Source organism: Magnetospirillum molischianum DSM 120 (genome assembly GCF_000294655.1).
GTDB classification, from domain to species: Bacteria; Pseudomonadota; Alphaproteobacteria; order Rhodospirillales; family Magnetospirillaceae; genus Phaeospirillum; species Phaeospirillum molischianum.
In genome coordinates, this window is record NZ_CAHP01000014.1 from 154,337 (window position 1) to 180,762 (window position 26,426).

A 26,426-nucleotide genomic window follows, 5' to 3' on the forward strand; every position below is an offset into this window, starting at 1 on the left:
CGCCTCCCGACCAAGAGTGGCGGGGAGCGCGCCCACAGAGATTTTGGTATTGATGCCTTCCCCCGACCTCAACAGCCTCGACATCGCGAAACCACCCCACGCCACCCGAGTGGTGGTGGCGATGTCGGGTGGCGTGGATTCCTCGGCCACGGCGGCACTGCTGCTGGAACAGGGCTATGACGTCGTTGGCGTGACGTTGCGGCTGCATGACCCCGGCCCCGCCGCGATCGGCTGTTGCGGAGGGCGCGACCTTCACGATGCCCGCGCTGTCGCCGACCGCCTGGGCATCCCCCATTATGTGCACGATCTGGAAGCCGAGTTTAGACGGGACGTGATCGTTCCCTTCGCCGCGTCCTACGCGGCGGGGCGAACCCCGGTGCCGTGTATCGAGTGCAACCGCACCGTCAAGTTCCGCGATCTGCTGGCCCTGGCCCGCGACCTTGGCGGCGACGCCCTGGTCACCGGCCATTATGTCCGCCGCCGCCAGGGACCGGATGGGCCGGAAGTCTTGCGCGGTCGCGACCCTGCCCGCGACCAGAGCTATTTCCTGTTTGCCACCACCCGTGCGCAACTGGAGTTCCTGCGCTTTCCGCTGGGCGACATGGAGAGCAAGGCCGAGACCCGCGCCATCGCCGCGCGCCACGGACTGACCGTTGCCGCCAAGCCCGACAGTCAGGATATCTGCTTCGTCCCCGACGGCGATCACACCCGGATTGTCGCCGCGCTTCATCCCGAGGCGGTTCGCCCCGGAGAGATCGTTGATCGCGACGGCATCGTGCTGGGCCGCCATCCCGGCATCATCCATTATACCGTCGGCCAGCGCCGAGGACTGGGACTGGGCGGTGGGCCGCCCCTCTATGTCCTGGCGGTCGAGGCCGAGAGCGCCCGAATCGTCGTCGGTCCCCGTGCCGCGCTGAATCAAAGCCGGGTGATGCTGTCCGGCTTCAACTGGCTGGGCGGAGCCGAGATAGAACTAGAGGTTGGGGTCAGGGTGCGCTCAACCCGGCCTCCCGCCGCCGCGCGTTTGCGTCGCCTGGACGGAGATCGCGCCGAAGTAACGCTGCTTCAGCCGGAACAGGGGGTCGCCCCCGGACAAGCATGCGTTATTTATCAAGGTTCTAGAATGTTGGGCGGCGGCTGGATCGACGCTGCGACAGAGAACCTATAGCGCGATTATCATTTTTATTAATATACATGACATTTTAGATTCAAAGTCTCCGTATTATTACGGATTTCCACAGGTTGGGCAGTTTCGGGTTGCCCCCCTCAGGGATTCGGCCTATCTCAGCGGCAGGTGGTTTCAACCCGCCCTGGGTATCCCACCCCAACTATCCATCCAATCCAGCCAGCACATTGATCAACTATGTGAAGTGTGGATGAAGACGAGGCCCGAGTATATTATGAACCGTGCCAATGATATCGATCGTCACGTCGGAGCAAGAATTCGCGAGCGCCGCATCATGCTCGGGCTTTCTCAGCAGCAGATGGCCGACCTTATCGGTGTGACCTATCAACAGGCCCACAAATACGAGCGCGGCATCAACCGCATCTCTTCCGGTCGCCTGTATGAAATCGCCCAGGCTCTTTCCGTCCCGGTCAATTATTTCTTCGAAGGAATTGACACCAATCGGGCATCCGACCTGAACGCCCGCCAGAGAATGTGTCTGGAACTGGCTCGCAACTTCGCGACTATCTCCAACGAACGTCATCAGGAAGCGTTGTCACAGCTCGCCCGCGCGCTCGCTGCCGAGAACTGAGCCAGCCCACACCGCCATCTCCCGAACTTCCGCCGCCGGATCGAGCGCCAATCGCTCGACCAGCGGCAGCAATTCGGTTCGCCCGCCATTGGCGATCGCAATCAGTACTGTGGCGACAAAGCGATCTCGTCCGACCCGTTTGACCGGAGTTCCGGCGAACAGAGTACGGAATTCGGCTTCGTCCAACGCGGCGAGATCGCCCAACCGGGGCAACATCGTCTCGATCCGGGGCAGGAAATCAGGATCGGACGGCGCGGAGAACCGGGTCCACGGACAGGCTGCCTGGCAGGCATCACAGCCGTAAATCCGGTTGCCCAGCAGCGGACGCAATGCCTCTGGCATCGGGCTTTTCGCCTCGATCGTATGATAAGAGAGGCATCGGCGCGGATCGATCCGTCCGTCGCCATCCAGCGCCCCGGTCGGGCAAGCCTGAACGCAAGCCCGACAGGTGCCGCAATGGTTGGTCTCGGGCTGATCGGGCGGCAGGTCCAGATCGGTCAGCAATTCGGACAGAAACATCCAGCCGCCGTTCCGCCGTGACACCAGCAGGGTGTGCCGCCCCTGCCAGCCCAGCCCGGCTTGCTGCGCCAACGGCTTTTCCATCACCGGAGCGGTATCGACGCAGGAACGCACCTCGGCACCATGGCGCTCGACCAACCAGCGTCCCAACGCTTTCAGCCGCTTTTTGATCACGTCATGGTAATCGCGGCTGCGGGCATAAGCGCAGATTGTCCCGCGATCGGGAAGACGAGTCGCCGCCTGCGGATCGTCGGGGGGGGCATGGCTGGTTGCCAGGACGATCGCCGTCCGCGCCTCCGGCCACAACGCCCGTGAACTGGCGCGGAGGGCGGCCGTATCGGCCAACCAAATCATCTCGCCATGGCGTCGCTCGGCCAGAAAGCCGGACAGATCCTCGGACCAGTACGCCAGACCGTCCGTCGGAGCAAAGCCGACATCGCAAAAGCCGAGACTCAGCGCCCGAGCGCGGATCTCGGCCTTGATCATTGCAAGGCTAGCCTCTGCCGCGATAGGTCGGCACGCCGGGATCGGGTAGCCACAACCCCACCGGAGCCGGGCCGGTCTGCCAAAACACGTCGATCGGAATGCCGCCGCGCGGATACCAATAACCGGCGATCCGTAACCAAGTCGGAGCGGTGGCCGCAACCAACCGCTTGGCAATCCCCAGGGTGCAATCTTCATGGAACGCGCCGTGATTGCGGAAACTGCCGAGAAACAGCTTCAGCGACTTGCTTTCGACCAGCGCCACGTCGGGCGCGTAATCGATCACCAGATGGGCAAAGTCGGGCTGGCCGGTGATTGGACACAGCGAGGTGAATTCCGGTGCGGTGAAGCGCACCAGATACAGGCTGCCGGGGTGGGGATTAGGCACGACCTCCAGCACCGCTTCGGCGGGATCGGACGGCAGTGCCGTCGCCTGACCAAGCTGGGTGAGTCCGGGAGGCGCTCCACTCATGACCGTGCTCCATTCATCCGACGAATTGTATTGGTCGTGCTTTGTCCATCGACGAGATCGGCCAGGACAACCTTACCGCCCCATCCCTGCACCAGATCGGCCCCGACCACGGTCGCGACGGTGTAATCGGCTCCCTTGACCAGAACGTCGGGACGCAGCGTCTCGATCAGCGTCAGCGGCGTGTCCTCGCCAAAGATAACCACCAAATCGACCGAGGCCAGCGATGATAACACGGTGGCCCGCGCCGCCTCGGACTGCACGGGACGAGTCGGCCCCTTCAGACGCTGGACCGAGGCATCGCTGTTCAATCCCACCACCAATCGGTCGCAGGCCGCCCGTGCCTGAGCCAGGATCGAGACATGACCGGGGTGGAGCAGATCGAAACAGCCGTTGGTGAAGCCGACCTTCAACCCCTTGCGCCGCCACAGATCGGCGATTTCGGCGGCCGCTGTCGGCGCGACGATCTTCGACCCGCCCGCCGTCAGGTCGCCGTGATGCAGGGTCGCAACCAGTTCCTCGGCATAGGCAACGGCAGTGCCGACCTTGGCAACGACAATCCCGGCGGCAACATTGGCGAGCATCGCGCCTTCGAGCAGAGTGGCCCCCGAAGCCAACGCGGCGGCCAGAGTGGCCACCACGGTGTCACCCGCCCCGGACACGTCGAACACCTCGCGCGCTTCGGCGGCAAGGTGATGAACCGCCCCGTCGCCCTGGACCAGGGTCATTCCATCCTGGCTACGGGTCACCAGCACCGAACCGATGCCGCAAGTGGCAATCAGATGACGGGCGGCAGCCACCACGTCGTCGTCACTATCGACCGGCATCGCGGTCGCTTCGTGCAATTCCTTACGATTGGGGGTGACGATGGTGGCCCCGGCATAAATCGAGTAATCGGTTCCCTTGGGATCGACCACCACAATCTTGCCTGCGGCCAGAGCGATCAGACCGGCGACCATTTCGGGAGCCAGCACGCCCTTGCCGTAATCGGACAGCACCATCACCCCGGCCTTGGCCAACAAATCCCCGGCACAGGCCAGCACCTGATCGCGGATCTGGTCGCCCAGCGCCGCGCGGGTTTCGCGATCCGCCCGCAAAAGCTGCTGATTGGACGCGAAGAAACGGGTTTTTAGCGTGGTCTGACGCCCCGGCTCGACCAGGAGAGAGGGAACGATCGTGGCGTGCTCGCCGACCAGCCGGACGATCTCGCGACCCGGCACATCGTCGCCGACAACGGAAATAAAGGCGGGGTGCGCGCCGAGAGCGACCAGATTGCGGACGACATTACCGGCACCACCCAGCATCGCGCTCTCACGCTCGATCGCCAGCACCTGAATCGGTGCCTCGGGGCTGATTCGATCGACCGAGCCATAGATGAAACGGTCCAGCATCACATCCCCGACGCATAGAACGGATGTGGCGCGCAACCGCTCAACGCGGTCAGCCAAAGCGGAAAGTTCGGTCATGCTACCCCTTCGGACGGATGGATCACACCGCCCTATCCCAACCATCCTTCCGGTGCAAGACAAAAGCCCCGAGGCATCGCCAATTCCTCATTGGGGCTTTGACTTCTCTTGATTGCGGACAGGCGGACGGGCGATAAACAGAGCCATGGATACCTTCGTCATCGTCGTCTTCGTCCTCACCTATCTCGGCATGGCTTTCGGCAGCGTGCCCGGACTGAAAATTGATCGAACCGGCATTGCCTTGGTCGCAGTGGTGGCCCTGCTGCTGTCGGGCAAGGTCGGCGTGCGCGCCATGGGCAGCTCGATCGACGTGCCCACCTTGCTGCTGCTGTTCGCCCTGATGATCGTGTCGGCCCAGTTCCAACTGGCCGGGGTCTATGATTCGGTGGCGACGCGGGTGGCCAGCGGCTCCGGCTCACCTCGAAGGCTGTTGGCGTTGGTGATCATCGCGGCGGGCGGCCTGTCGGCGGTGCTGGCCAATGACGTCGTATGCTTTGCGATGACTCCGATTGTTGCCGAAGGAATCCGTCGTCGGGGACTTGATCCCCGCCCCTATCTTCTGGGACTGGTCGGTGCCGCCAATGCCGGCAGCGCCGCTACCCTGATCGGCAATCCGCAAAACATCCTGATCGGACAGGTGGGCGGACTGGATTTCTGGGACTTCCTCACCGCCTGCGCCGTGCCCGCATTGGCCTCGCTGGTGGTCGTTCACCTCGCCATAGCCTGGATCTGGCGGGCAGAACTCGACCGCACTCCGACGCCGCCGTCGCAACTTCCGGCGGGGCTGCAACTGCATCGCTGGCAGGCGATCAAGGGCGTCTGCGCCCTGTTCGTGCTGGCTTTGCTGTTCGCCGCCCCCCTGCCGCGCGAAGTCGGCGCGATGGTGATCGCTGGACTGCTGCTGGCCAGTCGGCGGATGTCCTCGCGCGAGATGATCGGATCGGTCGATTGGCACCTTCTGCTGCTGTTCGCCTGCCTGTTCGTCGTCACCGGCGCATTCGCCGACACCGATCTGGCGCGGCAATGGGTCGAGAATCTGTCCGAGCGCGGCCTGTTCCCCGAGACGTTGGGGACGATGGTGCCGCTATCGCTGCTGGCGTCGAACTCGATCGGCAACGTTCCGGCGGTGATGTTGATCTTGGCAGTCTGGCATACCCCCGATCCGGGAGCGCTGACCGGACTGGCGCTACTCTCCACTCTGGCGGGTAATTTCCTGCTGGTCGGCAGCATGGCCAATATCATCGTCGCCGAACGCGCCGCATCGGTGGGAGCACGGCTGTCGTTTGGCGATTTTGCTCGCGCCGGCATCCCGCTGACCCTGGTGACAATGGCGATCGCCGTGGCTTGGCTGTGGCTAGGCGGGTGGATGAGCTGGTAGAAAGGCGCACTCAGCCAACAAACCAGAGATGGAATCGCTTCCGCACGACAATTCAATCGAAGCGTTGTGGCGGCCGGAGAATCGGACAGGCATACTGAAGTTTGCCTCCCTTCGTCAGGGCAGCCTCGAACCCCGGAACACCATGCGGATCGTTATCCTCGTTCTTTCCTTCCTGTTCGTTATCGCTCCGGCCCAGGCCGCCGACTGCAACGCTCCTGCGGCCGCGGGGGTCGATTGGCAACGCTGTTACATGGACGGTCGCGGCTTTATCGACAGCACGTTGTCGGGATCACGGCTGCGCGAGACAAGCTTCCAGAGGTCGGATCTGTCCGGCGCCGATCTCCGTCGGGTTGATGGCTATCGCGCCCGCTTTGTTTCGACCCGGATGCGGGGAACAAAGCTGGATGACGGCCAGTTCAGCGATGCTGACTTTACCAAGGCCGATCTGGCCGGTGCATCGCTGGCGCGGGCCGATCTCCGGCGAGCCCGATTTTTCCACGCGTCCCTGCGCGGGGCCGACCTGACCGGGGCCAAAACCCAGGGCGCGGAAATGTTGGGTGCCGACCTGTCGGGAGCGCTATGGACCGACGGAGTGCGCCGTTGCGCCGAAGGGTCGATCGGGCAATGCAACTAACCGAAACCACAGACACCTTGAGGAGCATGGTTCGTCTTGGCTGACACACGGAGTACCGACCCGATTGATATTGCCCTGCATTGCGCACGAGCAGCTCTCGGCATGATGGAACGGCATCGGGTGCCGCCGCATCCCGAAAACTTTTCTATCTGGTACGCCTATGTCAGCGGTCGTAATCCCGAACTAACCGAGGCGATCAACGAGATCCTGCGGACGGACAGCCGCTTCTCCCCCGACGTCAATGATAGCCTGTACGAACGCTTTGCCGCCTTCGCGCCCGATAAGGCGGAATTGCGCGAAGTCGGCCAAAGAGTCGAGGAAGCGGTCGGGCGGATGCTCGATTACCTGAGCCACGCCGCCCAAGGCACCAACAGCTATGGTGCCGCACTTGAAACCTTCTCGGGATGTCTTAGCACCGAAGACCCCACGCCGGACCAAATCAGCGAGGCGATCTCCGCGATCCTGCTTGAAACCCGGACGATGACCGATCTCAACCACCAGCTTGAACGACGACTGGCTGCGTCAGGGCGCGAGATCCGCCAGCTTCGCGATGCCCTCGACAGCCTTCAGCGTGAGGCGTCAACCGACGCCCTGACCCAGCTTGCCAACCGCAAAACATTCGACACCGTTCTCGCCCAAGCGGTGCGTGAGGCTGAATATACCGGCCGCCCGCTGTGCCTGCTCATGGTTGACGTCGATCACTTCAAGACCTTCAACGACACCTATGGGCATCCGCTAGGCGACCAGATCCTGAAGCTGATCGGGCGTATCCTGGTCGAGACCGTTCAGCCCAAGGACACCGCCGCCCGCTATGGTGGCGAGGAATTCTCGGTCATTCTGCCCGGAACCAACCTGGATTCCGCGATTACCGTCGCCGACGACCTCCGCCTGCGAGTCGCTGGCCGCCGGGTCACTAACCGCCGTACCGGCGAAACCCTAGGACAGGTAACCTTGTCGGTAGGCGTTGCCCAGTTCATTGTCGGTGAATCGATCACCTCGCTGATCCACCGCGCCGACGAGGCGCTGTATCTGGCCAAACGCGAGGGGCGCAACCAAGTCCTGAGCCAGCGCGACCTGCCGCTGGACCGGATTTAGCGAGCCAGCGCCGCCGCCAGCCGGTCGGGAACGTCATCACTGATCGGCCCGGTAACCGCAAGCATCAGAACCGGCCACAATTCCGGCCAGCCGGGATAGAGCCGGGCGGCAGGAACAGCCTCGATCCCGGACAATCGGGGCAGGCATTGCGCCACCGTCTCGGCATCGCTCTCGTCGCCGAGGTAAAGCACGACCGAAGCGAACCTCTCGCCCGACACCACCGAAAGCCCCCTCACCCGCCGCAGCCGCGCCGCGATCCGGTCGGCCGCCGCGTCGGCCGCGCGAGCCTGGATCGCCAGTCCGTCCGGCCCCAACCGGGCCAGCGCGGTCAACACCATTTCTGCCGTCGCGCCGGGGGCGGGCGATGCCAGACCGTCGTCAGCCCATCCAGACAAAGCGGCCCGTCCATAGATCAGGCCAAGCGGAAGGCGTCCCTCCAGCCAGGGGATACAGCCATCAACCACCACCAAATCGGCGTCAGGCGGTCCATAAAGAGCAAGCATTGCGGGATCGGCCACCACGGCCACCGGCACCGTTCCATCCTCGCGACACAGACTGGCGGCCAGACCGAACGAATGCAGGCCGCCGAACGGGTCGGGAGTCTGCACCACCAGGGCGGCCAGATCCCAGCTGGTCCGCCCGGCAAGATCCTCGATCCCCAGCGGATCGGGGGCCAGACACTCGACGACGATCCCATCTGGACCCAGCGCGGCTTCGACGGTTGCGGCGATGACGGGATGCAGGCTGCCGGACAGGATAACTCGCCGACGCCCGGTCACGGCGCAGGCCCGCCGCACCGCGACGACGCAAGCCTCGGCAACGCTATTCTGGGCCGGAGCGACCGCCGCCCCCCCGATCAGCGCCGACAGCGGATCGGCAGCCGGGGCTGGACTCACCGCTTGATCCTGCGGTTCATCTCCAGTTCTTCCGGCGTGGTCTGGAAGCCAAGATAAATTTCGTACTGATCGATCAGGTCACGATTCTTCAGCGGGATATGCATCCGCACCCCGTCATCGGTGACGCGAACGGATTCGACACCTTCGGGGAAAACGACCGGGGTCGCGATCACCGCTTTGGCCTCATCGGCGGGATAGAATTTAGGGATTGCGACGAAATAGCTGAGGGTGGCGTCGCGGCTGGAGGCGGCAGGGCCGCGCCTGACATCGAGACTGACGGACAAATCGACATTCGCGCCCTTCGAATCATAGCCGCATTCGCCCTTGAAGCCGACAATCTCGGCCTCGACTTGAACATCGGTCAGATCGCGCCCGGCGCCGGGGCGGAACTTAGTGACATGCGATGCGTCCGACAGAATATAAACAGGCGGACAGGGCGGAGGTTCGTTCTTTGCCAACGAGGAACAGCCGGCCACGGCTACCGCCATCGCCAGGACAGAAACCACCGGGCCAAGGGCTCGGCCACGGGGGGCGGCAAAATCGCGCATGCCATTCTTCCTTCGACGGACCATGATCTGGTAAACCTTTGAACCGACTTTAGTGAAGGCGGCAGCCAGGCACAAGCTGGCATCAAGTCCGCGAAAGGATGCTCCAGTGACCACAAATTCCTCTGCTGCGAAAAAACCGCCCCTGACCCTGCTGCTGGCAAGCCCACGCGGCTTTTGCGCCGGGGTTGACCGCGCCATCCACATCGTCGAACGGGCACTGGAAAAATTCGGCGCCCCGGTCTATGTGCGCCATGAAATCGTCCATAACCGTTTCGTCGTCGAGGAACTCGCCCGCAAGGGAGCGGTGTTCGTCGAGGAACTGAACGAGGTTCCCGATGGCGCGGCGGTGGTGTTCTCGGCCCACGGCGTGCCGAAGACAGTTCCGCTTGAGGCAAAGCGTCGCGCTCTGACCTCGCTCGATGCCACCTGTCCTCTGGTGACCAAGGTTCACCGCGAGGCCGAGCAGCACCATGATCTGGGCCGCCAGATCATCATGATCGGCCATGCCGGGCACCCCGAGGTCATCGGCACCATCGGCCAAGTGCCCGATGGCACCGTCCTGCTGGTCGGCACGCCTGAGGAGGCGGCCAGCGTAACGCCGCGCGATCCCGATAAACTGGCTTATATCACCCAGACAACCCTGTCGGTCGATGACGCCGCCGAAGTTATCAAAGTGCTGCAATCGCGCTTTCCCAAGATCGTTTCGCCAAAGCGCGAAGACATTTGTTACGCCACGACCAACCGGCAGGCCGCGGTGCGAACCATCGCCCCGCGCTGCGATGCCTTGATGGTGATCGGGTCGCCCAATTCATCGAATTCCAGCCGTCTGGTCGAGGTCGCCACGCGGGCCGGATGCAGCCGTTCGGTCCTGGTACAACGCGCCGCCGAGGTCGATTGGACTGAACTTCAGGGCATCGAGCGGCTGGGCATCACCGCAGGGGCTTCGGCTCCCGAGATCCTGGTCGAGGAGGTCGTCTCCGCTGTGTTGGAACGCTTTGACGTCACGATTGAGGAAGTCCGGGTCACCACCGAGATGGTGACGTTCAAACTGCCGCAATCCCTGACGGAATAAACCTAAGATGGCGGTCTATACCGAAGTCCCCGACGATGCGCTTGACGCCTTCGTCGGTCAGTACGATATCGGGGATGTGGTGTCGTGCAAGGGCATTGCCGAGGGTGTCGAGAACAGCAACTATCTGCTGCAAACCGAGCGCGGAGCCTACATTCTAACCCTCTATGAAAAGAGGGTCGATCCCGGCGATCTCCCGTTCTTTCTCGGGCTGATGAACCATCTGGCGGCACGCGGACTGGCCTGTCCGACGCCGATTGCCGGACGCGACGGCGAGACTCTGCGATCGCTGTGCGATCGTCCCGCCGCCATCGTCAGCTTCCTGTCCGGGGTGTGGCACGGCCGCCCCCGGCCAGACCATTGCGCCGCTCTGGGCGAAGCGATGGCCGAGATGCATCTGAAGGGGGCGGATTTCTCGATCCGACGCCCCAACAGCCTCTCGGTGAAAGGGTGGCGGCCCCTGTTCGACTCCATCCGCGACCGCGCCAACGAGATCACCCCCGACCTCACCCCCGTGGTCGAGGCGGAGTTGGACTATCTCGACACCCATTGGCCGGTCGATCTGCCGGTCGGACTGATCCATGCCGACCTGTTTCCCGACAACGTGTTCTTTCTGGGCGGGCGAAGCGAAAGCACCCCGGAACGAGTGTCGGGACTAATCGACTTCTATTTCGCCTGCACCGACCTGTTGGCCTACGACATCGCGATCTGTCTCAACGCCTGGTGCTTCGAGGCAGATGGCGCGTTCAACGCCACCAAGGCCCGCTATTTGCTTGGCGGCTATCGTCGGCTTCGCCCTCTGTCAGACTCCGAACTGGCGGCGTTGCCGGTGCTGGCACGCGGAGCGGCGATGCGCTTCTTGCTGACCCGCAGCTACGATTGGCTGAACACCCCAGCCGGGGCCTTGGTCAAGCGCAAGGACCCGATGGAATACCTCCACAAGCTGCGCTTTCACCAGAACATCGCCGGTCCCGGCGGATACGGAATAGAATGAGCGATACCGAACGGGTCCAGATTTTCACCGATGGCGCATGCAGCGGCAATCCCGGCCCTGGCGGCTGGGGCGCGATTTTGCGTTTTCGCGGAACTGAGAAGGAACTGAAGGGTGGCGAGCCGCAAACCACCAACAACCGCATGGAAATGATGGCGGTTCTGGTGGCCTTCAACACCCTGACCCGCCCCTGTGCCGTCGATCTTTATACCGACAGCGAGTATGTCAAAAAAGGAATGACCGAGTGGCTGCGTGGCTGGAAAGCACGCGGCTGGAAAACCGCCGACAAGAAGCCGGTCAAGAACGATGATCTGTGGAAAGCGCTGGACACGGCGGCGGCGCGGCACGACATCGCCTGGCATTGGGTACGCGGCCATGCCGGTCATCCCGAGAATGAACGTGCCGATGCTCTGGCCCGCGAGGGCGTCGTAATGGCGCGGGAGGCCGGGATGACGGTTTCGGGCTGACGCCCTGTTGCGCCGAACGAGCCCGGCCCCTATGTTCCGCCTATGAATCCGACCGACACCAAACCCAATCTGATCGGCCTGTCGCGCGTGGACTTGATCGCCGCGATGGACGCTATCGGCGAGAAGCCATTCCGCGCCAAACAGCTTTGGCATTGGATGTATCATCGCGGAGAAACCGACTTCGCCGCGATGAGCTCAATTTCCAAAACAATGCAGGCTCGTCTGGCCGAACATTTCGTCGTCCGCCGCCCAACGGTCGAGCGCGAACTGATTTCATCCGACACGACCCGCAAATGGCTGCTGCGGTTCAATGACGGCAACGAGGCCGAAACCGTCTATATCCCCGATGGTGACGAGGATCGAGGCGCCGCCTGCGTCTCGACTCAGGTTGGCTGCACCCTCACCTGCCGCTTCTGCCATACCGGCACCCAAACGCTGGTACGCAACCTGTCTGCCGCCGAGATCGTCGGTCAGGTGATGGTGGCCCGCGACTCGCTGGGCGAGTGGCCGACCCCCGACGACAGCGGACGCCGCCTGTCGAACGTGGTGGTGATGGGAATGGGCGAGCCGCTCTATAATTTCGACAATGTGGCCACCGCGATGGAAATCGTGATGGATGGCGAAGGCATCGGCATCTCGCGCCGCCGCATCACCCTGTCCACCTCGGGCGTGGTGCCAATGATGAAGCTGTGCGGCGAACGGCTGGGAGTTAATCTGGCGGTCAGCCTCCACGCCGTCACCGACGAGTTGCGCGACCGGATCATGCCGATCAATAAGAAGTACCCGCTGAAAGAGCTGATCCAAGCCTGCCGCGATTATCCCGGCGCGTCGAACGCGCGGCGGATCACCTTTGAATACATCATGCTAAAGGGGGTCAACGATTCGGCGGCCGACGCCCGCGCCCTGTTGAAGTTGATCAAGGGGCTGCCCGCCAAGTTCAACCTGATCCCATTCAATCCCTGGCCCGGCTCGGAGTTCGACACCCCCGAACCACGTTCGGTCAAAGCGTTCTCGGATATCTTGCAGGATGCGGGCTATTCCGCTCCGATCCGAATGCCGCGTGGGCGCGACATCCTGGCCGCCTGTGGGCAGTTGCGATCGGACAGCTTGCGGGAAAAGGCCAGCCTGGCCAAGGCACGAGCCGCAGCCGGGATCGTCGATGACGATCACGCCCAAGGATAAAGCCGAACAAATCAGGTCAGCCTGGCGGAGTTCCGCTCCGCCAGGAATCTATTCGTCGCGGTGGGTACGTTCCTGACGCTCGTGCCGTTCCTGCGCCTCGATCGACAGCGTGGCGATCGGGCGGGCTTCCAGACGGCGGATGCTGATTGGCTCGCCGGTATCCTCGCAATAGCCATAGCTGCCATCCTCGACTCGCTGAAGAGCGGCGTCGATCTTGGCGATCAGCTTGCGCTCACGGTCGCGTGTACGCAGTTCCAAGGCGCGGTCGGTTTCAGCAGAAGCACGATCGGCGATATCCGGTTCCTGCAAGCCACCTTCTTGAAGGTGTTGCAGGGTTTCGTCCGACTCGCGCAACAGCTCTGATCGCCACCGCAAAAGTTTCAGGCGGAAGTACTCCTTCATGATATCGCTCATGAAGAGTTCATCCTCGGACGGATGATAATCCGGCGGCAGCGTGACGGTCATTCGAACCCTCGAAGTCGCGGGCAGTCCCAAATCGATGCGCAATATATGGGCCGAAGCTCACCCCCGCAAGCGCCGTCTTTCACCCAAGAAGTTTGAAGCAAGGGAAGGTCTCGCCGGAGCAGTAGCGGCGAAGGCGAGAAAACAGCCAAGATCATCACCCTCGCCGTGAAAGCTTGGCCAGTTCAACCTCGACTCTCAGCTCAACCTCGTCGAGAAGCGCGCTCAAGCGGGTGTCGGAGGAAGATTCACGACGGACACGGATTGTCTGGGCCAGAATCGTCATTTTCTCCAGCGGGATTTCGCCCATCAACAGGCCGTGGCGCAACGCCTCCAGCCCGTCGAGCAAATCTTCGCCGCGCCGGATCAGACGGTGGCGGATCTCGCGTTCCAGCCTGTCGTCGGTCTGCTGAACCAACAACAGGGCATCGACGCCGCCAATCCCGACCGGCGCCTCGACGCCGTGAGCGTCCTCTGCCTGATCCATAGAATCGACCAGAGCCCGACGAAACTCCCCGGTCTTGCTGTTCTTATCGGTCCGGCGGGGGCCGCTCGCGGCACCCTTGGACCCAACTCCGGAAATCTTCATGTCTCCCCGGTGTGGCTGCGGATGGTGGGGCCCGGCATAGGGCCGACATCGATCCTACCACAATTTACCCCGCACATATTTCGCCAGACTCACCCGCCCCGGTCAACCGGGCAGGAATTGCCGAGCAAAGGGACGGAACTGCCGGTCATGACCCCGCCACGACCGGCGGGATAGAGCGGATGTGCGCATCGGCGGCTGGCATGACTTTCGCATACATCCATATCAAGAGACTAAGCACCGCCTGTCGGGGACGAAACTACCATGACCCGCATCCTTGCCGTCCAAGCCACTTATGCCGCTCCCCTGCGCGCCCTGCTGCTGAGCACCTTGCTGTTTGCGGCGGCGCTGGGACTGGCTCCGGCCAACGCCTTCGGCGCGTCGCGCATTAAGGACATCGCCGATTTCGAGGGCGTGCGCGACAACATGCTGATCGGCTATGGCTTGGTGGTGGGGCTGAACGGCACCGGCGATAAGTTGACCAACGCTCCTTTCACCAAGGAAAGCCTGGCCGGCATGCTGGAGCGACTGGGGGTCAACATCCGCGACAAAACCGGTGCGATCACCACGCTCGATCCTAAAAACGTCGCCGCCGTGATGGTCACCGCCGTTCTGCCGCCGTTCTCGCGCCAAGGCACCCATATCGACGCCTCGATCTCGGCAATGGGCGATGCCAGGGATTTGCGCGGCGGAACATTGCTGGTCACCCCGCTGATCGGCGCGGATGGCGAAGTCTATGCTGTCGGCCAGGGACAGGTCGCCACCGGCGGCTTCACCGCCTCGGGCGCGTCGGGCAGTTCGGTGACCAAGGGCGTTCCCACCGCCGGACGCATCGCTAACGGGGCGATCGTCGAACGCGAGTTGCCGTTCGAGATGGCTCATATGGAAACGGTCAAGGTTTCCCTGCGCAATCCCGATTTCACCACCTCGCGCCGAATCGCCCAGGCGGTCAATTCCTATCTGGGGGGCGACATGGCCCGCCCGATCGATCCCGGCACGGTCCAAATCATGGTTCCGCCCGGCTATCGCGGCAATGTCGTCGGCCTGCTGACCGATATCGAACAATTGCGGGTCGAGCCTGACCAAATGGCCCGCGTCGTCATTGACGAGACCTCGGGCACCATTGTGATGGGTGAGAACGTCCGCATCAGCACCGTGGCGATTGCCCAGGGCCAGTTGACGATCCGAATTACCGAGACGCCACAGGTGTCGCAGCCCTCGCCCTTCTCCGAAGGCGGCACCACCACGACCGTTCCGCGCACCGATATCGAGGTCGATGACGGCGGCGGAAAAAAGCTGGCCGTCGTCCCCCACAAGGTGACATTGCAAGAACTGGTCGAGGGACTGAACAGCCTGGGCATCGGCCCGCGCGACTTGATCTCGATCCTTCAGGCGATCAAGGCCGCCGGGGCGTTGCAAGCCGATCTTGAGGTGCTGTGATGAGCGCAATAACCACCACACCGTCGTTTGATCCCGCTCTGGCGGCTCCCCGCGCCCCCACGGCGCAGACCACCAGCATCGAGAAAGCCGCCAAGACCGCCAAGGCATTCGAGTCGCAGTTCGTGTCGCAGATGTACCAGCACATGTTCGAAGGCGTCGAGGCAGACGGTCTGTTCGGCGGCGGCACGGGAGAGAAAATGTTCCGCTCCCTGCTGATCGACGAATACGCAAAAATGACGACCAACCGCCCCGGCGGCAGCGGCTTTGGCATCGCACCGGCGATCCAGAAGATGCTGCTGAAGCAGCAGGAGGTTTAGAGAGATGTCCCACTCCCTCGCCGAAGACGATTTCATCCCCGACGACTCGGCCGATGATTCGGCCGACGACGGCGCCATCCCCGCTTACGACGACCTGATGTTCGCCTGCACCAATCTGTGCGAGTTATTGGACGTCGAGAACGATGCCCTGCTGAACCACGATGCCGAGACGATCGCCGCCCTGGGCGACCGCAAAGTAGCTCTGACCCGCCTGTACGCCTCCTATACACGGGGACTGGCCGAGTTGCCCGATTCGGGCCGCGCCTTCAATCCTGAGCAGAAAGAGGAATTGTTGGCGATCGGCCAGCAATTGGAAGAGTTGATCGAACGCAACGCCATGCTGCTGCGTGCCGCGATCGAAGCCACCAAGACAGTGGTCGATATCATCGCCCACTCGGTGCGATCGAGCCAGGAGCCTGGGATCGTCTATTGCCGCGCGGGAACCATGTGCGCGAACGACGATAAATCGACCAGTTACAGCCTCAACAATATCCTCTGAAGGAACCGGGCCATGGCCATCACCCTTGGACTGGACACCGCGCTGTCGGGACTGCTGACCAACCAGCAGGCACTGAACACGATTTCCCAGAACATCGTCAACGTCAACACACCGGGCTATACCCGCAAGGTGTTGATGCCGGAATCGCGCGTCGTCAACGGCACCGGGGCCGGGGTGCAGATTACCGCGCTCCAGCGCAACGTTGACGAGGGGCTGCTATCCTATATTCGCTCCGATAACGCCACCCTCAGCAACCTTCAGACACTCTCCGGCACCTATCAGCAGGTCCAGAACCTGTTCGGCAAGGTCGGCGACAAGACTTCGATCAGCCACAACGTCCAGGCGGTTCTGAGCAGTCTGGTCGCGCTGGCGGCGACTCCAGACAAATCAGACGTTCAGTCGGCAGCCGTCCAGGCCGCCAAGACCATGACCGACCAGATGTCGATGGTCACCGACCAGCTCCAGTCGCTGCGGGCGACGGCGGATCAGAAGCTGTCCAGCGACTGCGATCAGATCAATTCCCTGTTGAGCAACATTCACGACCTCAACGTCAAGATCACCAGATCGCTGGCGCTGAAGATCGACGCCACCGACCTGCAAGACCAGCGCGACCAGTCGCTGACCAGCCTGTCAAAGCTGATCGACATCAACTACTACAACCTTCAGGATGGAGGCGTGACTGTCGGGACCAGAAACGGCGACGTTCTGATCAACAGCAACCAAGCCTTTTCCCTGAGCCATTCTGGTTTGTCTAGTGCCGCGCCTTGGATGACACGCGCGGGCGGCCAGTTCGGTGCCATTACCCTGAATAATGGCACTGTCCCGGCCAAGGATCTCACCAGTGTGATCGCCGATGGCAGCGTGAAGGCCAACATCGACCTGCGCGACACCATCCTTCCCAACCTGCAAAGTCAAATCGACCAGTTGGCGACCCAGGTGAAGGACACGATGAACCTCGTCAACAATCGGGGGGCCCAGCTCCCGGTTCCCGCCAGCACGATCACCGGCACCCGCACCTTCGCCGATCAGACCAACCTCAACCAATCGATCAGCCTGTCGGGCACCGAGGACACCGCTCTGGTGCTCTATGATGCCCAGGGTAACCAAAAGGCCACCACCACCCTGCGCAGCCTGATGGATGGCTCGTCCTTTACCCCGGCCAAGGAACTGCTCAACCAGCCGTGGACGCTGAGTTCGATCGCCGACCGGATGCAGACCTGGATGCGCGGCCAGACGAGCTATGCCAACGCTTCCACCGCCAAGGTCGGGTTCGATGCAACCGGCCATTTCTCGATCACCACCGGCAACACCGATATCGGGTTGGCCTTTCACGATCAGATCGACAGCAGCGCCGGAGCCAAGGCGACCGACATCAGCGTCAGCTTCCACTCCGTCACGCCGCCAGCCCTCAGCAGCAACACAGTGTCGATTCCCAAGGCGACCGCGCTGGGAACTAGCGGTGACACGTTCACCCTGACGATGGGTGGCCCCCCCTCCCATGTCTACACCGTCCCCCCCCCACCGGCCACGGCCACCGGCACCGATCTGCTGAACTGGGTCCGCTCGATCCCCGGCCTGGAAGGGTCGGAATTCGTTAATGTCGGCGGCGTGAACAAGATTCAGTTCGCCAACACCACCGGCCTGACCATCACCGCCACGGGCTCGACTGCCACGATGGCCTCGCTGGCCCCCGGAGCACCGGCGACGACGGCGACCCCGGATGAAGTGGTCCAGGGCTTCTCGAACTTCCTCGGCCTCAACGACCTGTTCGTCTCGAACCAGCCGCGCGCGCTGCTCGATTCGCAGATCATGCCGCCCGGAACCACGCTGGGGACGACGCGCGATCTGACTCTGTACGACCGCCTCGGCGGAGCCGGACCGACGATGAGCTTCAGTGCGGGAACCTCGCTCGACACCATCGCCCAGAAAATCAACAGCAACAGCACCATTCTGCAATCCGGCCTAGTGGCGCAAAGCTCGATCACCCTGAGCAAGGGCAACACCTCGATCAACATCCTGGATGCCAACGGCGGCACCGTCTCTACCTTTAGCCTGCCTGCCGGCACCACCAGCCTGCAAACGATTGCGGATTCGCTGACCGCCTCGAACACCACCCTTACCGCCCAGGTGGAAAAGGATGGCAATGGATATCGGCTGAGGATCTGGGATAACAGCGGCAATCCGCTGGCGGTCAGCTACGATGGTCCCGACACCACCGATCTGCGCAACAAACTCAGCCTGTCGAGCAGTCAGATCTTCGTCGCCAGCGTCGTCGATGAAGGGGCGGGGCAGCGCCTGCGCATCCGCCAAAGCAGCAACATGGACGTTTACGCACAATCCAGTTCGGATGCGGCCAACACCAGCATCCTGACCGATTTGGGACTCGACACCGCCGCCAGCGGCTCGGCCGCCACCATCACGGTGCGCAAGGATATCCTGTCCGCGCCGTCCAAGATGTCGCGTGCGGCGACTCAGTGGAATGCCGACACCAAGGCCTATTACATGAGCACCGGCGATGCAAATATCGCCAGCCAGATGGTCACGGTCTTCAACCAGACGCAGAACATCAACGGCGCGGGAAAGCTGGCCACCTCCAAATATTCCCTGACCGACTACGCGACCCAAGTCGTGTCTATGACGTCCCAAGACATCAGCAGCACATCCTCGGACCTCAGTTACCACGCGACACTGAATAGCAATATCAGCGTGCAAATTCAGGCGAAAAGCGGGGTCAACCTTGATGAAGAGGTTGCCAACATGATCAACTTCCAACAGGCCTATTCCGCCTCGGCCAAGGTGATCAGCACCTTGAACGACATGCTACAGGTTCTGATGGGCATCATCCGATAGGAGCGAACCATGGATCGCATTTCGACCTACGGGGCCTCCCAGCTCTACATCTCCCGGATCATGCAGACCCAGGTGCGGATGCAGAAGGAGCAGTTGCAATCGACCACCGGCTATGTCTGCGAGGATTATTCGGGCATTGCGCAAGATTCCCGCAGCGCGATCAACCTGGAGAATTCGACCGCGCTGAACGATGCCTTCATGTCCGCGAACGCCTCCATCCAGGTGCGCCAGAACACCGCCAACACCGCGTTAACCGGCGCTCAGACATCGATCAACACGCTGAAAAACCGGCTGATCGCCTTCGCATCGGGGCAGATGAAGGATCAAACGGCGATCCGCGACGTCCAAGATGTCGCCATGCGCACCCTGATCGAGTTGCAATCGTCGCTCAACACGTCAGTTGATGGCGAGTACCTGTTTTCCGGCGGACGCAAGGATACGATGCCGGTCAACTTCCCCGTCACAAAACTCGCTGATTTCCAGAAGATGTTCGACGGGCTTTCGGCAACCTTCCCGACCTTGCGCGGGGCCAATCTGCTCAACATCAACCTGACCAACCAAAACACCGGCGCCGTCAACTTCGATGCCACCAGCGGGTTGATCATCCCCACCAACGCCGGAGCCTACGCCAAGGTTCCGTCAGGTTCCTATGTCAACATCAGCGGCTCGACCCAGACCGTCAGCAGCGGCACGATCAGCAATGACGGCCCGATCACCATCACGGGACACGCCCCCAGCAATTCCGGCCGGACCCCGCTGGTCGAAACCTCGAATGCCGGTTCGGGCACCTTTTTGACCACTTCTAACGGCACAGTGATCACGAACTCTACCACCGGAGCCTTGTCCTTCTCTTACAGCAAGGACGGGCAGATGGTGGTCACCCCCACTACCAGCAACTCGCTGACCACAATGGTTCCCGGCACCCGGTTCACCATCAACGGCTCGGACGCGAAGATTGGGGCCACGTCGGCCACCGACAACACCAAGCTGATCGGCACCAATTTCTACACCTACGGTAGCAACGCCACATCGGCCACCGGCATCCAGATCAATAACGGCGACGATCTGAGCCTGACGATGAACGGCACCACCTTCACCTTTAACGCCAGTTCCAGCAACACGATGGCCGATGTCGTTACTTGGGTGAACGCCCAAGTCGATACGAGTGTTGCGCCTCCAGCCATTCCACCTCATATCGCCCAGGCGACGGTCGATAATCAGGGGCGGCTGACGATCACTAATCTTGCCACCAGCGCGGCGATTACCGTCAAGGGCGCTCTGTCGGGGGTATTCGGGATCAGCGGCACCGCCACAGCATCTGGCGGCACGGTCGGGGGAATCACCCCGATCCTGACCAGTGTGGCCCCCCATCTCCTGACAAGTCTGACCGATGGCTCCGGCGCGGCGGCATTCACAGCGGGTTCTCCCCTAGCGGTGCCTCCCGTTGCCGCGGACACCCTGACGGTCAACGGCAACACCCTGACCATCGGGGCGACCACCACCCTGACCGATCTGGTTCAATACATCCAGCAATACGCCCCTGGCGCTTCGGTCGCGTTCGCCAACGGCGTGCTGACCATCGCCAACGGAACAACAGCGCCCGCCATCGCCTTGAGCGGGTCGGTCCAGACCAAGCTCGGCCTGCCCGCCTCGATCGGCACCTCCACATCCGCCAGCAGCAGCCCGACAGCCCTCCCTGCGGTCGCGGGCAATTACGACGGCTCTTTCGTGGTGACCGGCTTCGACATCCTGACCGGCAAGATGACGATTGCCAACGACACCACGCAAACCCAGCCGGAAACCCTGGATGCCAACGCGATCAAGCTGTGGTCGGGCAACCCCCCGGTTACGTCGGGGCCATCGGTGAGCACCGGCTTCCCACCGGCCACTGGCTCGGCAACCTTCACTCTGAATGGCGACACGGTCACGATGACGTTGCCGACCGGAGGAAGCAGTCTGAGCGGCACGTTCGCCGTAGGCCAGCCGATTACCATCGGCGGAACCGACAGCCATAACGGCACCTACGAAGTTACCGGCGTCACCGCCAACACGGTCAGCTATAAAATCAATACCGATATGCTGCGGGCAGCCCCGTTCCTGCCCCAAAGCGGCCGGACCGATTTGACGATGACCTTCCCCACCCAGGTCAAGCCGCTCGACGGCAAGAACACCTCGCCCAGCGTACCGGGTACGATCGCGTCGGGTAACGCCACCCTGGACCGCACGGTGTTCGGCGGACTGAGCTTTACCTCGTCGGGCACCATCGTCTCGTCGGTCAAGGACGCTCTGCGTGATGCGCAGGGCATGCCTTATCCGCCAGCGGGCACCCTGATCACGCTGAAGGGCAGTTCGGACGTTAATGCCGGTGTCTACGAAATCACCGGCAATGATGGCACGAACCTCAGCGTCCGCTGCAAAACACTGACGACCGAGACCGGGCTGACGCAAACGTCAATGACGGCGCAATCCTGGTACAAAGGCGACACCCTGACGCTGAACACCAGCATCAATCAGACCACGACCATCGACACCTCGCTAACGGCGTCGGATCCGGCGTTCGAGAAGGTCATCCGCGCCTGCGGCATTATCGCCCAGGGTGTCTATGGCACGGCGGGAGGACTGGACCAGCATCCCGAACGGGTCGACGCCGCCATCGCCTTGTTAAAGGACGCGTTGAGCCATTCATCGACTACGCCCATGCCCTACGGCAAGGAAGAGGCTAGCGACCTCGACGGACTACAGAAAAAGGTCGGACTCAACCTTGCCGCAATCAAAAACAGCAACACGGCACTGACCCAGATGAAGTCGTTCTTCGTCAACCGGATCTCGGACATCGAGCAAATCAGCTCGACCGAGGCCGTGTCCGCGTTGCTGGCCGACAGCCAGGCGCTTCAGACCTCGTATCAAGCCTTAGCCAAGATGCAGCAGATGTCGCTGATCAATTTCCTGAAATAGGAGCGGCGTTCGCCTTATTGTTCGCGTCGATTTTACGCTGAAGCGCCTCCATCAGCGGCTCGATCTTGCCGCCGGAGGCGCGCAGCACCGATCCGAAATCCTCGCGCATCGCCCGGATCAGGCTGACACCATCGGCGGTGAGATCGACAATCCCCGGACGACCATCCGGAGTGAATGCGACTTCCCAACCAACCGGAGACGGAAGCGCACCGGGAACCGAGCGGGTTACTTCGGCAGGAACCCGGACGCGATTGCCCAAATCCTCGCCCTCGCCGACGCGGAACGTGATGCCGGATTCGGCCTCGGTCAGCATGCCGACATAGCTGGACACCAGGAACTGAAGCAGGCGCTCGGAAAACGCCGCCTGTTCCTCGGGCGCAAGCTTGCCCCAGAACCGGCCAAGAACCGCCGCCGACAGCAGGGACGGCTCGGTATGATGGCGCAACAACGCCTCAAGCAACCGCGATCTCTCGTCCAGAGGATAGGTGCGTCCCGACGCGAACGTACCCACCCCCTCTTCCAGAGCTGACTGCACCAAAGTTTGCGCAGCGACGACATCGGCGGCCTTAGCACTTCCCGCACCAACGGCCATTATGACCAGAGCAAGTAGCGTTCTTACGATCTTCATCTTTAATCCCCGGACAGAATTATCCCCGTCAACGGCGGGTCTTGTTGCACAGGAGATACCCCACAAGACGGCAGGGCGGCAAGCCGTCGTCACGTCTCTGACACACTTGGGGGAGGCAATGCCGAACCTCAACTTTGCTTGAAATACGATGATCAATCCCAATCCATTCGCGTTTAGCGCGTCTCATACTGATGAACCTCTTGTGGCAAGAGATATACGCCTATAGATTGATCATCAAAATCATAACGACAAAAGTTTAAGCAGGGAGGGCGCGGACATGAAGGATCAGGACGTCCCGATCAACCTTACCGCAGACACCGGTTCAATTCGGAACAGCCACCTCGTCCTCACCCACTCCGTTGCAGAGCAACACCTGCTCGGGGAGCGGTTGCGCTGTCTTGCCCAGGGAATGGTCGATCTTCTCGACAGCACTCTGTCCTCCCGAGCGGATGACGTGCGCCGCTGGGCCGCCGAGCCGGTTCTCCTTGACTGCCTGAGCCACCCGGCCACCCCTGCCGCAGCCAGACGGCTGGAGCGGATTGTCGCCGACCGAACCGTCTATCTTGACCTGTGGATCGTCAATGCCGACGGCATCATCGTCGCGACCGGCTGCTCTGGCCGCCAGCCTGGCATAGTCGGCTCCGATGTCTCGACCCATTCCTGGTTCCGCGAGGCGATAGCCTGCCGGGCCGGTGCCTATACGGTCAGCGATATCGCCGACACCACCCGGTTCGGCGATATCACGACTCTGCCCTTTGCCGCCCCGATTTATGCCCCCGGCACCACGACGGAACCGCGAGGTGTGATCGCCCTCTTCTTCGACTGGCAGACCCAATCCGAGACCTTGTTGCACCGAGTCCGCCAGCGCTGCGGCGGAACCACGGCCCGGTGTCTTTTGCTGGACCGCACACACCGGGTGATCGCCGCTTCCGACCGACACGACCCGGCCGAGACGGTTCCCCTGCCCCATTCCCCCGCCGCCACCGGATGGTATCTGGATTCCGACGGCATCATGATCGGCTATGCCCGGAGCACAAGTCACCCAGGCTTTCCCGGACTGAACTGGTGCGGTGTGATCGCCCAACGTCCCCACGGCGACAACCGCATCCATTAAAAACCGTGCGGACTTATCCTTTGGGTTGGACCCAAAGCATATTATGCTGCGTGCTCAATCAATATTGCGGGGCCACGCCGAATGAATCGCCTTGCCACACTTCTTGTCACCAATGCCGACCGGGTTGCCCTGGCCCCGGTACTGACCAGACTGGAAGCGGCGGGATATGCCCTCGCTGACGGCGGAGACAGGCCGGTCGAACAGGCGCGAAGGGTCCGCCCCGACCTGATTCTGGTCGGTGAAGCCGATGGTGACCCGGTAACCCTGGGCGCCGCCTTCCGGGCCAACCCCGATTGCGCCGATATTCCAGTGGTAGTCCTGACCCACGCCGCGGAAACCGGACTGGCATTACGGGCACTGGCGGCGGAACTGGACGAGGTTCTGGACCCGGACGCCGACGATCCCGAGCTGTTCGCCCGTCTCAAGCCACTGATCCGACTGGCGACGATGCATGCCGAACTACGCTTGCGGGCTGCTGCTGCTGCCACGCAGGGATTGACCGCCGCCAGCCGTTTCGTCGCACCAGCCGAGCCGGAGCGCCCCACCGTGCTGGCGATCGGAGCCGATCCCGCCAGCACCGTTGCCCTGCTGTCCGAAGATGCCGAGATCACCACCATTGCCGATCTTTACGAAGCGGAACGGTTGCTGGAACAACGCAACTTCGATGCGGCTATTCTGACGGCATCGGGCGAGGCCGAGTTGGCCTTCGCCTCGCAGGTCCGCCATAATCCGCGCCTGTTCAATCTTCCCATCCTGATGATCGCGGACGATGCCACCGTGGCGTCACGCGCCTATCGCCGGGGAGCCAGCCGGGTGCTGGATCGGCCGCTCGACCCTGGTCATTTGCGTGCGGCGGTGCTGACCCTGGTCCGTCGCCAGAAAGTGCGCTGGGGTATCCGCGCTATCCTGGGCCAAAGCCTGGGCGAGGCGACCGCCGACCCACTGACCGGAGCCTATAGCCGGGCATTCCTCGAATCCTATCTGGGGGCACGGCTGGATATCGCCCGGACCCAAGCTCGTCCGCTGGCAGTGGTGTTCTTCGCCATCCCCAATATAGAAGGTGTGCGCCGCCATTTCGGCGACGAGGCCGCCTCTCACCTGACCCGCCAGCTCGGCCAGTGGATCACTGGGCTGGTGCGAGCCGAAGACACCACCGCGCTCTTCGCCGCCAATCGCTTTTGCGTGGTGCTGCCCGACACCCCCCTGGTCGAAGCCGAAGTGGTGATGCACCGCATCGCCGGCGTGCTGTCGAACACTGATTTCGCTATCCCGGACGTCTACCAGCCGGTGCGGATTTGGGTCCAGGTCGGCTGTACCGACACCCGCCCCGACGACGATTGCGCCAGCCTGTTTGCCCGCGCCGGGGCCGCACTGGACGAGGAACTCCAGGTGCCATGAGGATCGAGTACGTCTTCGATACCGTTTGCCCCTGGTGCTATGTCGGCAAACGCCGATTGGAACGCGCCCTGGCCAAACGAGTCGATAGCCGGGTGACGATCCAGTGGCGGCCATTCCTGCTTAATCCCGACCTGCCGCCCGACGGGATTGACCGTCGATCCTATCTCGACCGCAAATTCGGCGGACCGGCGCGAGCGCAACGAGTCCACACCGCCGTCATCGCGGCCGGAGAGGTCGAGGGCATTGCCTTTGCCTTCGACCGGATCGAGCGAACCCCCAACACCATCGATTCGCACCGCCTGATCCGCTACGCCGGATCGATCGGACGCGAAGCTGAAGCCGTCGAGGAAGTTTATATCGCCTATTTCAGTCAGGGACTCGATATCGGCGACATCGGGGTCTTGGCCGAAATCGGCACCCGGATCGGGCTGCACCGCAAGGCGGTGTTCGAATACCTTGCCTCGGAAGCGGATACCGCAACGGTTCTGGCCGATAACGCCCGCGCCCATCGGCTGGGGGTCAATGGGGTGCCCTGCCTGATCCTTGAGGGGCAGTATGCCCTGGCCGGAGCTCAGGAACCCGAAATCCTACTGCGACTGATCGATATCGCCCGCGAAGCCGAGGCCGAAGCCGCCTTTAGCTAGCAGGACGACTGACTCCAAGCGGCGATGAGCTTCACTCAATGCCGCTTGGTATTACTCCGCCTCATGAAGATAGGCGCGGTAACCAAGGTCTATTTCAATGATATGCTCAACCATAGCCTGAATTAAGTGGCGCAAGGACAATCCCAAGAACGACACATCACGCGACAACTCTACCGCACCACGGATATGGCGAGCCATGTGACGGAGAACACGATGCTCGATCTTATGAGCCGGGGTATGAGGATAGCTGGTCGCGGAGAAAAGACGTTCTTCGTCGATGAAATGCCGCTCAAGCAGAGCCAGAAGGTGATCGATTGCAGCCAGAACGGCACCGCCATCCCCCTGATCGACGAAACCCGCGACCATTATGATCTGATCGAAAATTTCCTCGTGTTCACGGTCGAGCTTGGCATCGCCTACTGAAATCGATCTATTCCATTTTGGATAAATATGCGCCGAAACAGATGAATCCGCCAAACCCTTCCCTTCCATCTTAATTATATTTAATTAATCACAGTATAAACGTCTCATGAATGGTCGGAATAGCCGCCTTATCCTTGTCCCAAGAGTATCACACTA

General features: G+C 62.1%; 26 protein-coding genes. 17 read left to right on the top strand and 9 right to left on the bottom strand.

The features are described from left to right. Positions 1–52 precede the first annotated feature (52 nt). Both mnmA and PHAMO_RS05005 read left to right on the top strand, forming a co-directional pair. On the top strand, positions 53–1,168 hold the full coding sequence (gene mnmA / locus PHAMO_RS05000) for a tRNA 2-thiouridine(34) synthase MnmA (RefSeq protein ID WP_002727040.1): 1,116 nt from the start codon (positions 53–55) through the stop codon (positions 1,166–1,168). A 232-nt stretch (positions 1,169–1,400) separates the two neighbouring features. Continuing rightward, positions 1,401–1,757 carry a helix-turn-helix domain-containing protein gene (locus PHAMO_RS05005; RefSeq protein ID WP_002727042.1) on the top strand — a complete coding sequence of 119 codons (357 nt, stop codon included), beginning with the start codon at positions 1,401–1,403 and terminating at the stop codon, positions 1,755–1,757. Here the strand turns inward: PHAMO_RS05005 and queG are convergent. The 3 genes from queG to rfaE1 are packed head-to-tail and all read right to left on the bottom strand — an operon-like array spanning position 1,722 to position 4,694. Continuing rightward, complete coding sequence (gene queG / locus PHAMO_RS05010) at positions 1,722–2,762, bottom strand: tRNA epoxyqueuosine(34) reductase QueG (RefSeq protein ID WP_002727044.1); 1,041 nt, start codon at positions 2,760–2,762, stop codon at positions 1,722–1,724. The genes PHAMO_RS05005 and queG overlap by 36 nt on opposite strands. 7 nt (positions 2,763–2,769) lie before the next feature. Further along, positions 2,770–3,231 (bottom strand): preQ(1) synthase, encoded by a 462-nt coding sequence (gene queF, locus PHAMO_RS05015; RefSeq protein WP_002727047.1) that lies wholly within the window; start codon positions 3,229–3,231, stop codon positions 2,770–2,772. Beyond that, on the bottom strand, positions 3,228–4,694 hold the full coding sequence (gene rfaE1 / locus PHAMO_RS05020; RefSeq protein WP_002727049.1) for a D-glycero-beta-D-manno-heptose-7-phosphate kinase: 1,467 nt from the start codon (positions 4,692–4,694) through the stop codon (positions 3,228–3,230). The genes queF and rfaE1 overlap by 4 nt, the downstream gene beginning before the upstream one ends. 145 nt (positions 4,695–4,839) lie before the next feature. Here rfaE1 and PHAMO_RS05025 point away from each other — a divergent pair, with 145 nt between their 5' ends. The 3 genes from PHAMO_RS05025 (at position 4,840) to PHAMO_RS05035 (ending at position 7,801) form a co-directional block, all read left to right on the top strand. Beyond that, positions 4,840–6,072, top strand: coding sequence for an anion transporter (locus PHAMO_RS05025; RefSeq protein WP_002727051.1), 1,233 nt, complete (start codon positions 4,840–4,842; stop codon positions 6,070–6,072). A gap of 142 nt (positions 6,073–6,214) precedes the next feature. After that, the gene (locus PHAMO_RS05030; RefSeq protein WP_040566257.1) at positions 6,215–6,706 is read left to right on the top strand and encodes a pentapeptide repeat-containing protein; all 492 of its coding nucleotides are present in this window, start codon (positions 6,215–6,217) and stop codon (positions 6,704–6,706) included. A gap of 36 nt (positions 6,707–6,742) precedes the next feature. Further along, positions 6,743–7,801 carry a GGDEF domain-containing protein gene (locus PHAMO_RS05035; protein WP_002727055.1) on the top strand — a complete coding sequence of 353 codons (1,059 nt, stop codon included), beginning with the start codon at positions 6,743–6,745 and terminating at the stop codon, positions 7,799–7,801. Here the strand turns inward: PHAMO_RS05035 and PHAMO_RS05040 are convergent. Both PHAMO_RS05040 and PHAMO_RS05045 read right to left on the bottom strand, forming a co-directional pair. Beyond that, a complete protein-coding gene (locus tag PHAMO_RS05040; protein WP_002727056.1) occupies positions 7,798–8,697 on the bottom strand; it encodes a PLP-dependent aminotransferase family protein in 900 nt (299 codons plus the stop codon). The genes PHAMO_RS05035 and PHAMO_RS05040 overlap by 4 nt on opposite strands. Continuing rightward, positions 8,694–9,245: a hypothetical protein gene (locus PHAMO_RS05045; RefSeq protein ID WP_002727057.1), complete on the bottom strand. Its 552-nt coding sequence runs from the start codon at positions 9,243–9,245 to the stop codon at positions 8,694–8,696. The genes PHAMO_RS05040 and PHAMO_RS05045 overlap by 4 nt, the downstream gene beginning before the upstream one ends. 106 nt (positions 9,246–9,351) lie before the next feature. Here PHAMO_RS05045 and ispH point away from each other — a divergent pair, with 106 nt between their 5' ends. From ispH to rlmN, 4 genes are read left to right on the top strand one after another with little or no spacing between them, the layout of a single operon-like run. Then, positions 9,352–10,317, top strand: coding sequence for a 4-hydroxy-3-methylbut-2-enyl diphosphate reductase (gene ispH, locus PHAMO_RS05050; RefSeq protein WP_002727058.1), 966 nt, complete (start codon positions 9,352–9,354; stop codon positions 10,315–10,317). 7 nt (positions 10,318–10,324) lie between these two features. Next, a complete protein-coding gene (locus PHAMO_RS05055; RefSeq protein ID WP_002727059.1) occupies positions 10,325–11,308 on the top strand; it encodes a homoserine kinase in 984 nt (327 codons plus the stop codon). After that, the gene (gene rnhA / locus PHAMO_RS05060; protein ID WP_002727060.1) at positions 11,305–11,772 is read left to right on the top strand and encodes a ribonuclease HI; all 468 of its coding nucleotides are present in this window, start codon (positions 11,305–11,307) and stop codon (positions 11,770–11,772) included. Before PHAMO_RS05055 ends, rnhA begins: the two co-directional genes overlap by 4 nt. A gap of 42 nt (positions 11,773–11,814) precedes the next feature. Beyond that, a complete protein-coding gene (gene rlmN, locus PHAMO_RS05065) occupies positions 11,815–12,954 on the top strand; it encodes a 23S rRNA (adenine(2503)-C(2))-methyltransferase RlmN (RefSeq protein WP_002727062.1) in 1,140 nt (379 codons plus the stop codon). 48 nt (positions 12,955–13,002) lie between these two features. On the opposite strand, the gene dksA is transcribed toward rlmN, so the two are convergent. Both dksA and PHAMO_RS05075 read right to left on the bottom strand, forming a co-directional pair. Beyond that, positions 13,003–13,419, bottom strand: a complete 417-nt coding sequence (gene dksA, locus PHAMO_RS05070) for an RNA polymerase-binding protein DksA (protein ID WP_002727064.1) — start codon at positions 13,417–13,419, stop codon at positions 13,003–13,005. A 154-nt stretch (positions 13,420–13,573) separates the two neighbouring features. Continuing rightward, the gene (locus PHAMO_RS05075) at positions 13,574–14,005 is read right to left on the bottom strand and encodes a flagellar assembly protein FliX (protein ID WP_002727068.1); all 432 of its coding nucleotides are present in this window, start codon (positions 14,003–14,005) and stop codon (positions 13,574–13,576) included. 261 nt (positions 14,006–14,266) lie between these two features. Here PHAMO_RS05075 and PHAMO_RS05080 point away from each other — a divergent pair, with 261 nt between their 5' ends. Genes PHAMO_RS05080 through PHAMO_RS18330 form a run of 5 tightly spaced genes read left to right on the top strand, consistent with a single transcriptional unit; the run spans position 14,267 to position 22,063 of the window. Continuing rightward, entirely contained in the window at positions 14,267–15,442 is a 1,176-nt protein-coding gene (locus tag PHAMO_RS05080; RefSeq protein WP_002727070.1) for a flagellar basal body P-ring protein FlgI, read from the top strand. After that, positions 15,442–15,759 carry a rod-binding protein gene (locus tag PHAMO_RS05085; protein ID WP_002727072.1) on the top strand — a complete coding sequence of 106 codons (318 nt, stop codon included), beginning with the start codon at positions 15,442–15,444 and terminating at the stop codon, positions 15,757–15,759. The genes PHAMO_RS05080 and PHAMO_RS05085 overlap by 1 nt, the downstream gene beginning before the upstream one ends. Before the next feature lie 4 nt (positions 15,760–15,763). Beyond that, entirely contained in the window at positions 15,764–16,258 is a 495-nt protein-coding gene (locus tag PHAMO_RS05090; RefSeq protein WP_002727074.1) for a flagellar protein FlgN, read from the top strand. Between the two features lie 12 nt (positions 16,259–16,270). Then, the gene (gene flgK / locus PHAMO_RS05095) at positions 16,271–19,108 is read left to right on the top strand and encodes a flagellar hook-associated protein FlgK (RefSeq protein WP_002727077.1); all 2,838 of its coding nucleotides are present in this window, start codon (positions 16,271–16,273) and stop codon (positions 19,106–19,108) included. Between the two features lie 9 nt (positions 19,109–19,117). Beyond that, positions 19,118–22,063 carry a flagellin gene (locus PHAMO_RS18330; protein WP_002727079.1) on the top strand — a complete coding sequence of 982 codons (2,946 nt, stop codon included), beginning with the start codon at positions 19,118–19,120 and terminating at the stop codon, positions 22,061–22,063. Here the strand turns inward: PHAMO_RS18330 and PHAMO_RS05105 are convergent. Continuing rightward, the gene (locus PHAMO_RS05105) at positions 22,047–22,691 is read right to left on the bottom strand and encodes an MlaC/ttg2D family ABC transporter substrate-binding protein (RefSeq protein WP_002727081.1); all 645 of its coding nucleotides are present in this window, start codon (positions 22,689–22,691) and stop codon (positions 22,047–22,049) included. The genes PHAMO_RS18330 and PHAMO_RS05105 overlap by 17 nt on opposite strands. 277 nt (positions 22,692–22,968) lie before the next feature. Here PHAMO_RS05105 and PHAMO_RS05110 point away from each other — a divergent pair, with 277 nt between their 5' ends. The 3 genes from PHAMO_RS05110 (at position 22,969) to PHAMO_RS05120 (ending at position 25,847) form a co-directional block, all read left to right on the top strand. Beyond that, on the top strand, positions 22,969–23,805 hold the full coding sequence (locus tag PHAMO_RS05110) for a cache domain-containing protein (RefSeq protein ID WP_002727083.1): 837 nt from the start codon (positions 22,969–22,971) through the stop codon (positions 23,803–23,805). 81 nt (positions 23,806–23,886) lie between these two features. Beyond that, positions 23,887–25,203 carry a diguanylate cyclase domain-containing protein gene (locus PHAMO_RS05115; RefSeq protein WP_002727085.1) on the top strand — a complete coding sequence of 439 codons (1,317 nt, stop codon included), beginning with the start codon at positions 23,887–23,889 and terminating at the stop codon, positions 25,201–25,203. Then, a complete protein-coding gene (locus PHAMO_RS05120; RefSeq protein ID WP_002727087.1) occupies positions 25,200–25,847 on the top strand; it encodes a DsbA family oxidoreductase in 648 nt (215 codons plus the stop codon). Before PHAMO_RS05115 ends, PHAMO_RS05120 begins: the two co-directional genes overlap by 4 nt. A 51-nt stretch (positions 25,848–25,898) precedes the next feature. Here the strand turns inward: PHAMO_RS05120 and PHAMO_RS20360 are convergent, their stop codons facing one another. Continuing rightward, positions 25,899–26,339: a bacteriohemerythrin gene (locus PHAMO_RS20360; protein ID WP_002727089.1), complete on the bottom strand. Its 441-nt coding sequence runs from the start codon at positions 26,337–26,339 to the stop codon at positions 25,899–25,901. Positions 26,340–26,426 lie beyond the last annotated feature (87 nt).

Coding starts and splice junctions, on each gene's coding strand:
- mnmA (WP_002727040.1), top strand. CDS start 53: ATGCCTTCCCCCGACCTCAACAGCCTCGACATCGCGAAACCACCCCAC.
- PHAMO_RS05005 (WP_002727042.1), top strand. CDS start 1,401: ATGAACCGTGCCAATGATATCGATCGTCACGTCGGAGCAAGAATTCGC.
- queG (WP_002727044.1), bottom strand. CDS start 2,762: ATGATCAAGGCCGAGATCCGCGCTCGGGCGCTGAGTCTCGGCTTTTGC.
- queF (WP_002727047.1), bottom strand. CDS start 3,231: ATGAGTGGAGCGCCTCCCGGACTCACCCAGCTTGGTCAGGCGACGGCA.
- rfaE1 (WP_002727049.1), bottom strand. CDS start 4,694: ATGACCGAACTTTCCGCTTTGGCTGACCGCGTTGAGCGGTTGCGCGCC.
- PHAMO_RS05025 (WP_002727051.1), top strand. CDS start 4,840: ATGGATACCTTCGTCATCGTCGTCTTCGTCCTCACCTATCTCGGCATG.
- PHAMO_RS05030 (WP_040566257.1), top strand. CDS start 6,215: ATGCGGATCGTTATCCTCGTTCTTTCCTTCCTGTTCGTTATCGCTCCG.
- PHAMO_RS05045 (WP_002727057.1), bottom strand. CDS start 9,245: ATGCGCGATTTTGCCGCCCCCCGTGGCCGAGCCCTTGGCCCGGTGGTT.
- PHAMO_RS05055 (WP_002727059.1), top strand. CDS start 10,325: ATGGCGGTCTATACCGAAGTCCCCGACGATGCGCTTGACGCCTTCGTC.
- rnhA (WP_002727060.1), top strand. CDS start 11,305: ATGAGCGATACCGAACGGGTCCAGATTTTCACCGATGGCGCATGCAGC.
- rlmN (WP_002727062.1), top strand. CDS start 11,815: ATGAATCCGACCGACACCAAACCCAATCTGATCGGCCTGTCGCGCGTG.
- dksA (WP_002727064.1), bottom strand. CDS start 13,419: ATGACCGTCACGCTGCCGCCGGATTATCATCCGTCCGAGGATGAACTC.
- PHAMO_RS05075 (WP_002727068.1), bottom strand. CDS start 14,005: ATGAAGATTTCCGGAGTTGGGTCCAAGGGTGCCGCGAGCGGCCCCCGC.
- PHAMO_RS05080 (WP_002727070.1), top strand. CDS start 14,267: ATGACCCGCATCCTTGCCGTCCAAGCCACTTATGCCGCTCCCCTGCGC.
- PHAMO_RS05085 (WP_002727072.1), top strand. CDS start 15,442: ATGAGCGCAATAACCACCACACCGTCGTTTGATCCCGCTCTGGCGGCT.
- PHAMO_RS05090 (WP_002727074.1), top strand. CDS start 15,764: ATGTCCCACTCCCTCGCCGAAGACGATTTCATCCCCGACGACTCGGCC.
- flgK (WP_002727077.1), top strand. CDS start 16,271: ATGGCCATCACCCTTGGACTGGACACCGCGCTGTCGGGACTGCTGACC.
- PHAMO_RS18330 (WP_002727079.1), top strand. CDS start 19,118: ATGGATCGCATTTCGACCTACGGGGCCTCCCAGCTCTACATCTCCCGG.
- PHAMO_RS05105 (WP_002727081.1), bottom strand. CDS start 22,691: ATGAAGATCGTAAGAACGCTACTTGCTCTGGTCATAATGGCCGTTGGT.
- PHAMO_RS05110 (WP_002727083.1), top strand. CDS start 22,969: ATGAAGGATCAGGACGTCCCGATCAACCTTACCGCAGACACCGGTTCA.
- PHAMO_RS05115 (WP_002727085.1), top strand. CDS start 23,887: ATGAATCGCCTTGCCACACTTCTTGTCACCAATGCCGACCGGGTTGCC.
- PHAMO_RS05120 (WP_002727087.1), top strand. CDS start 25,200: ATGAGGATCGAGTACGTCTTCGATACCGTTTGCCCCTGGTGCTATGTC.
- PHAMO_RS20360 (WP_002727089.1), bottom strand. CDS start 26,339: ATGGAAGGGAAGGGTTTGGCGGATTCATCTGTTTCGGCGCATATTTAT.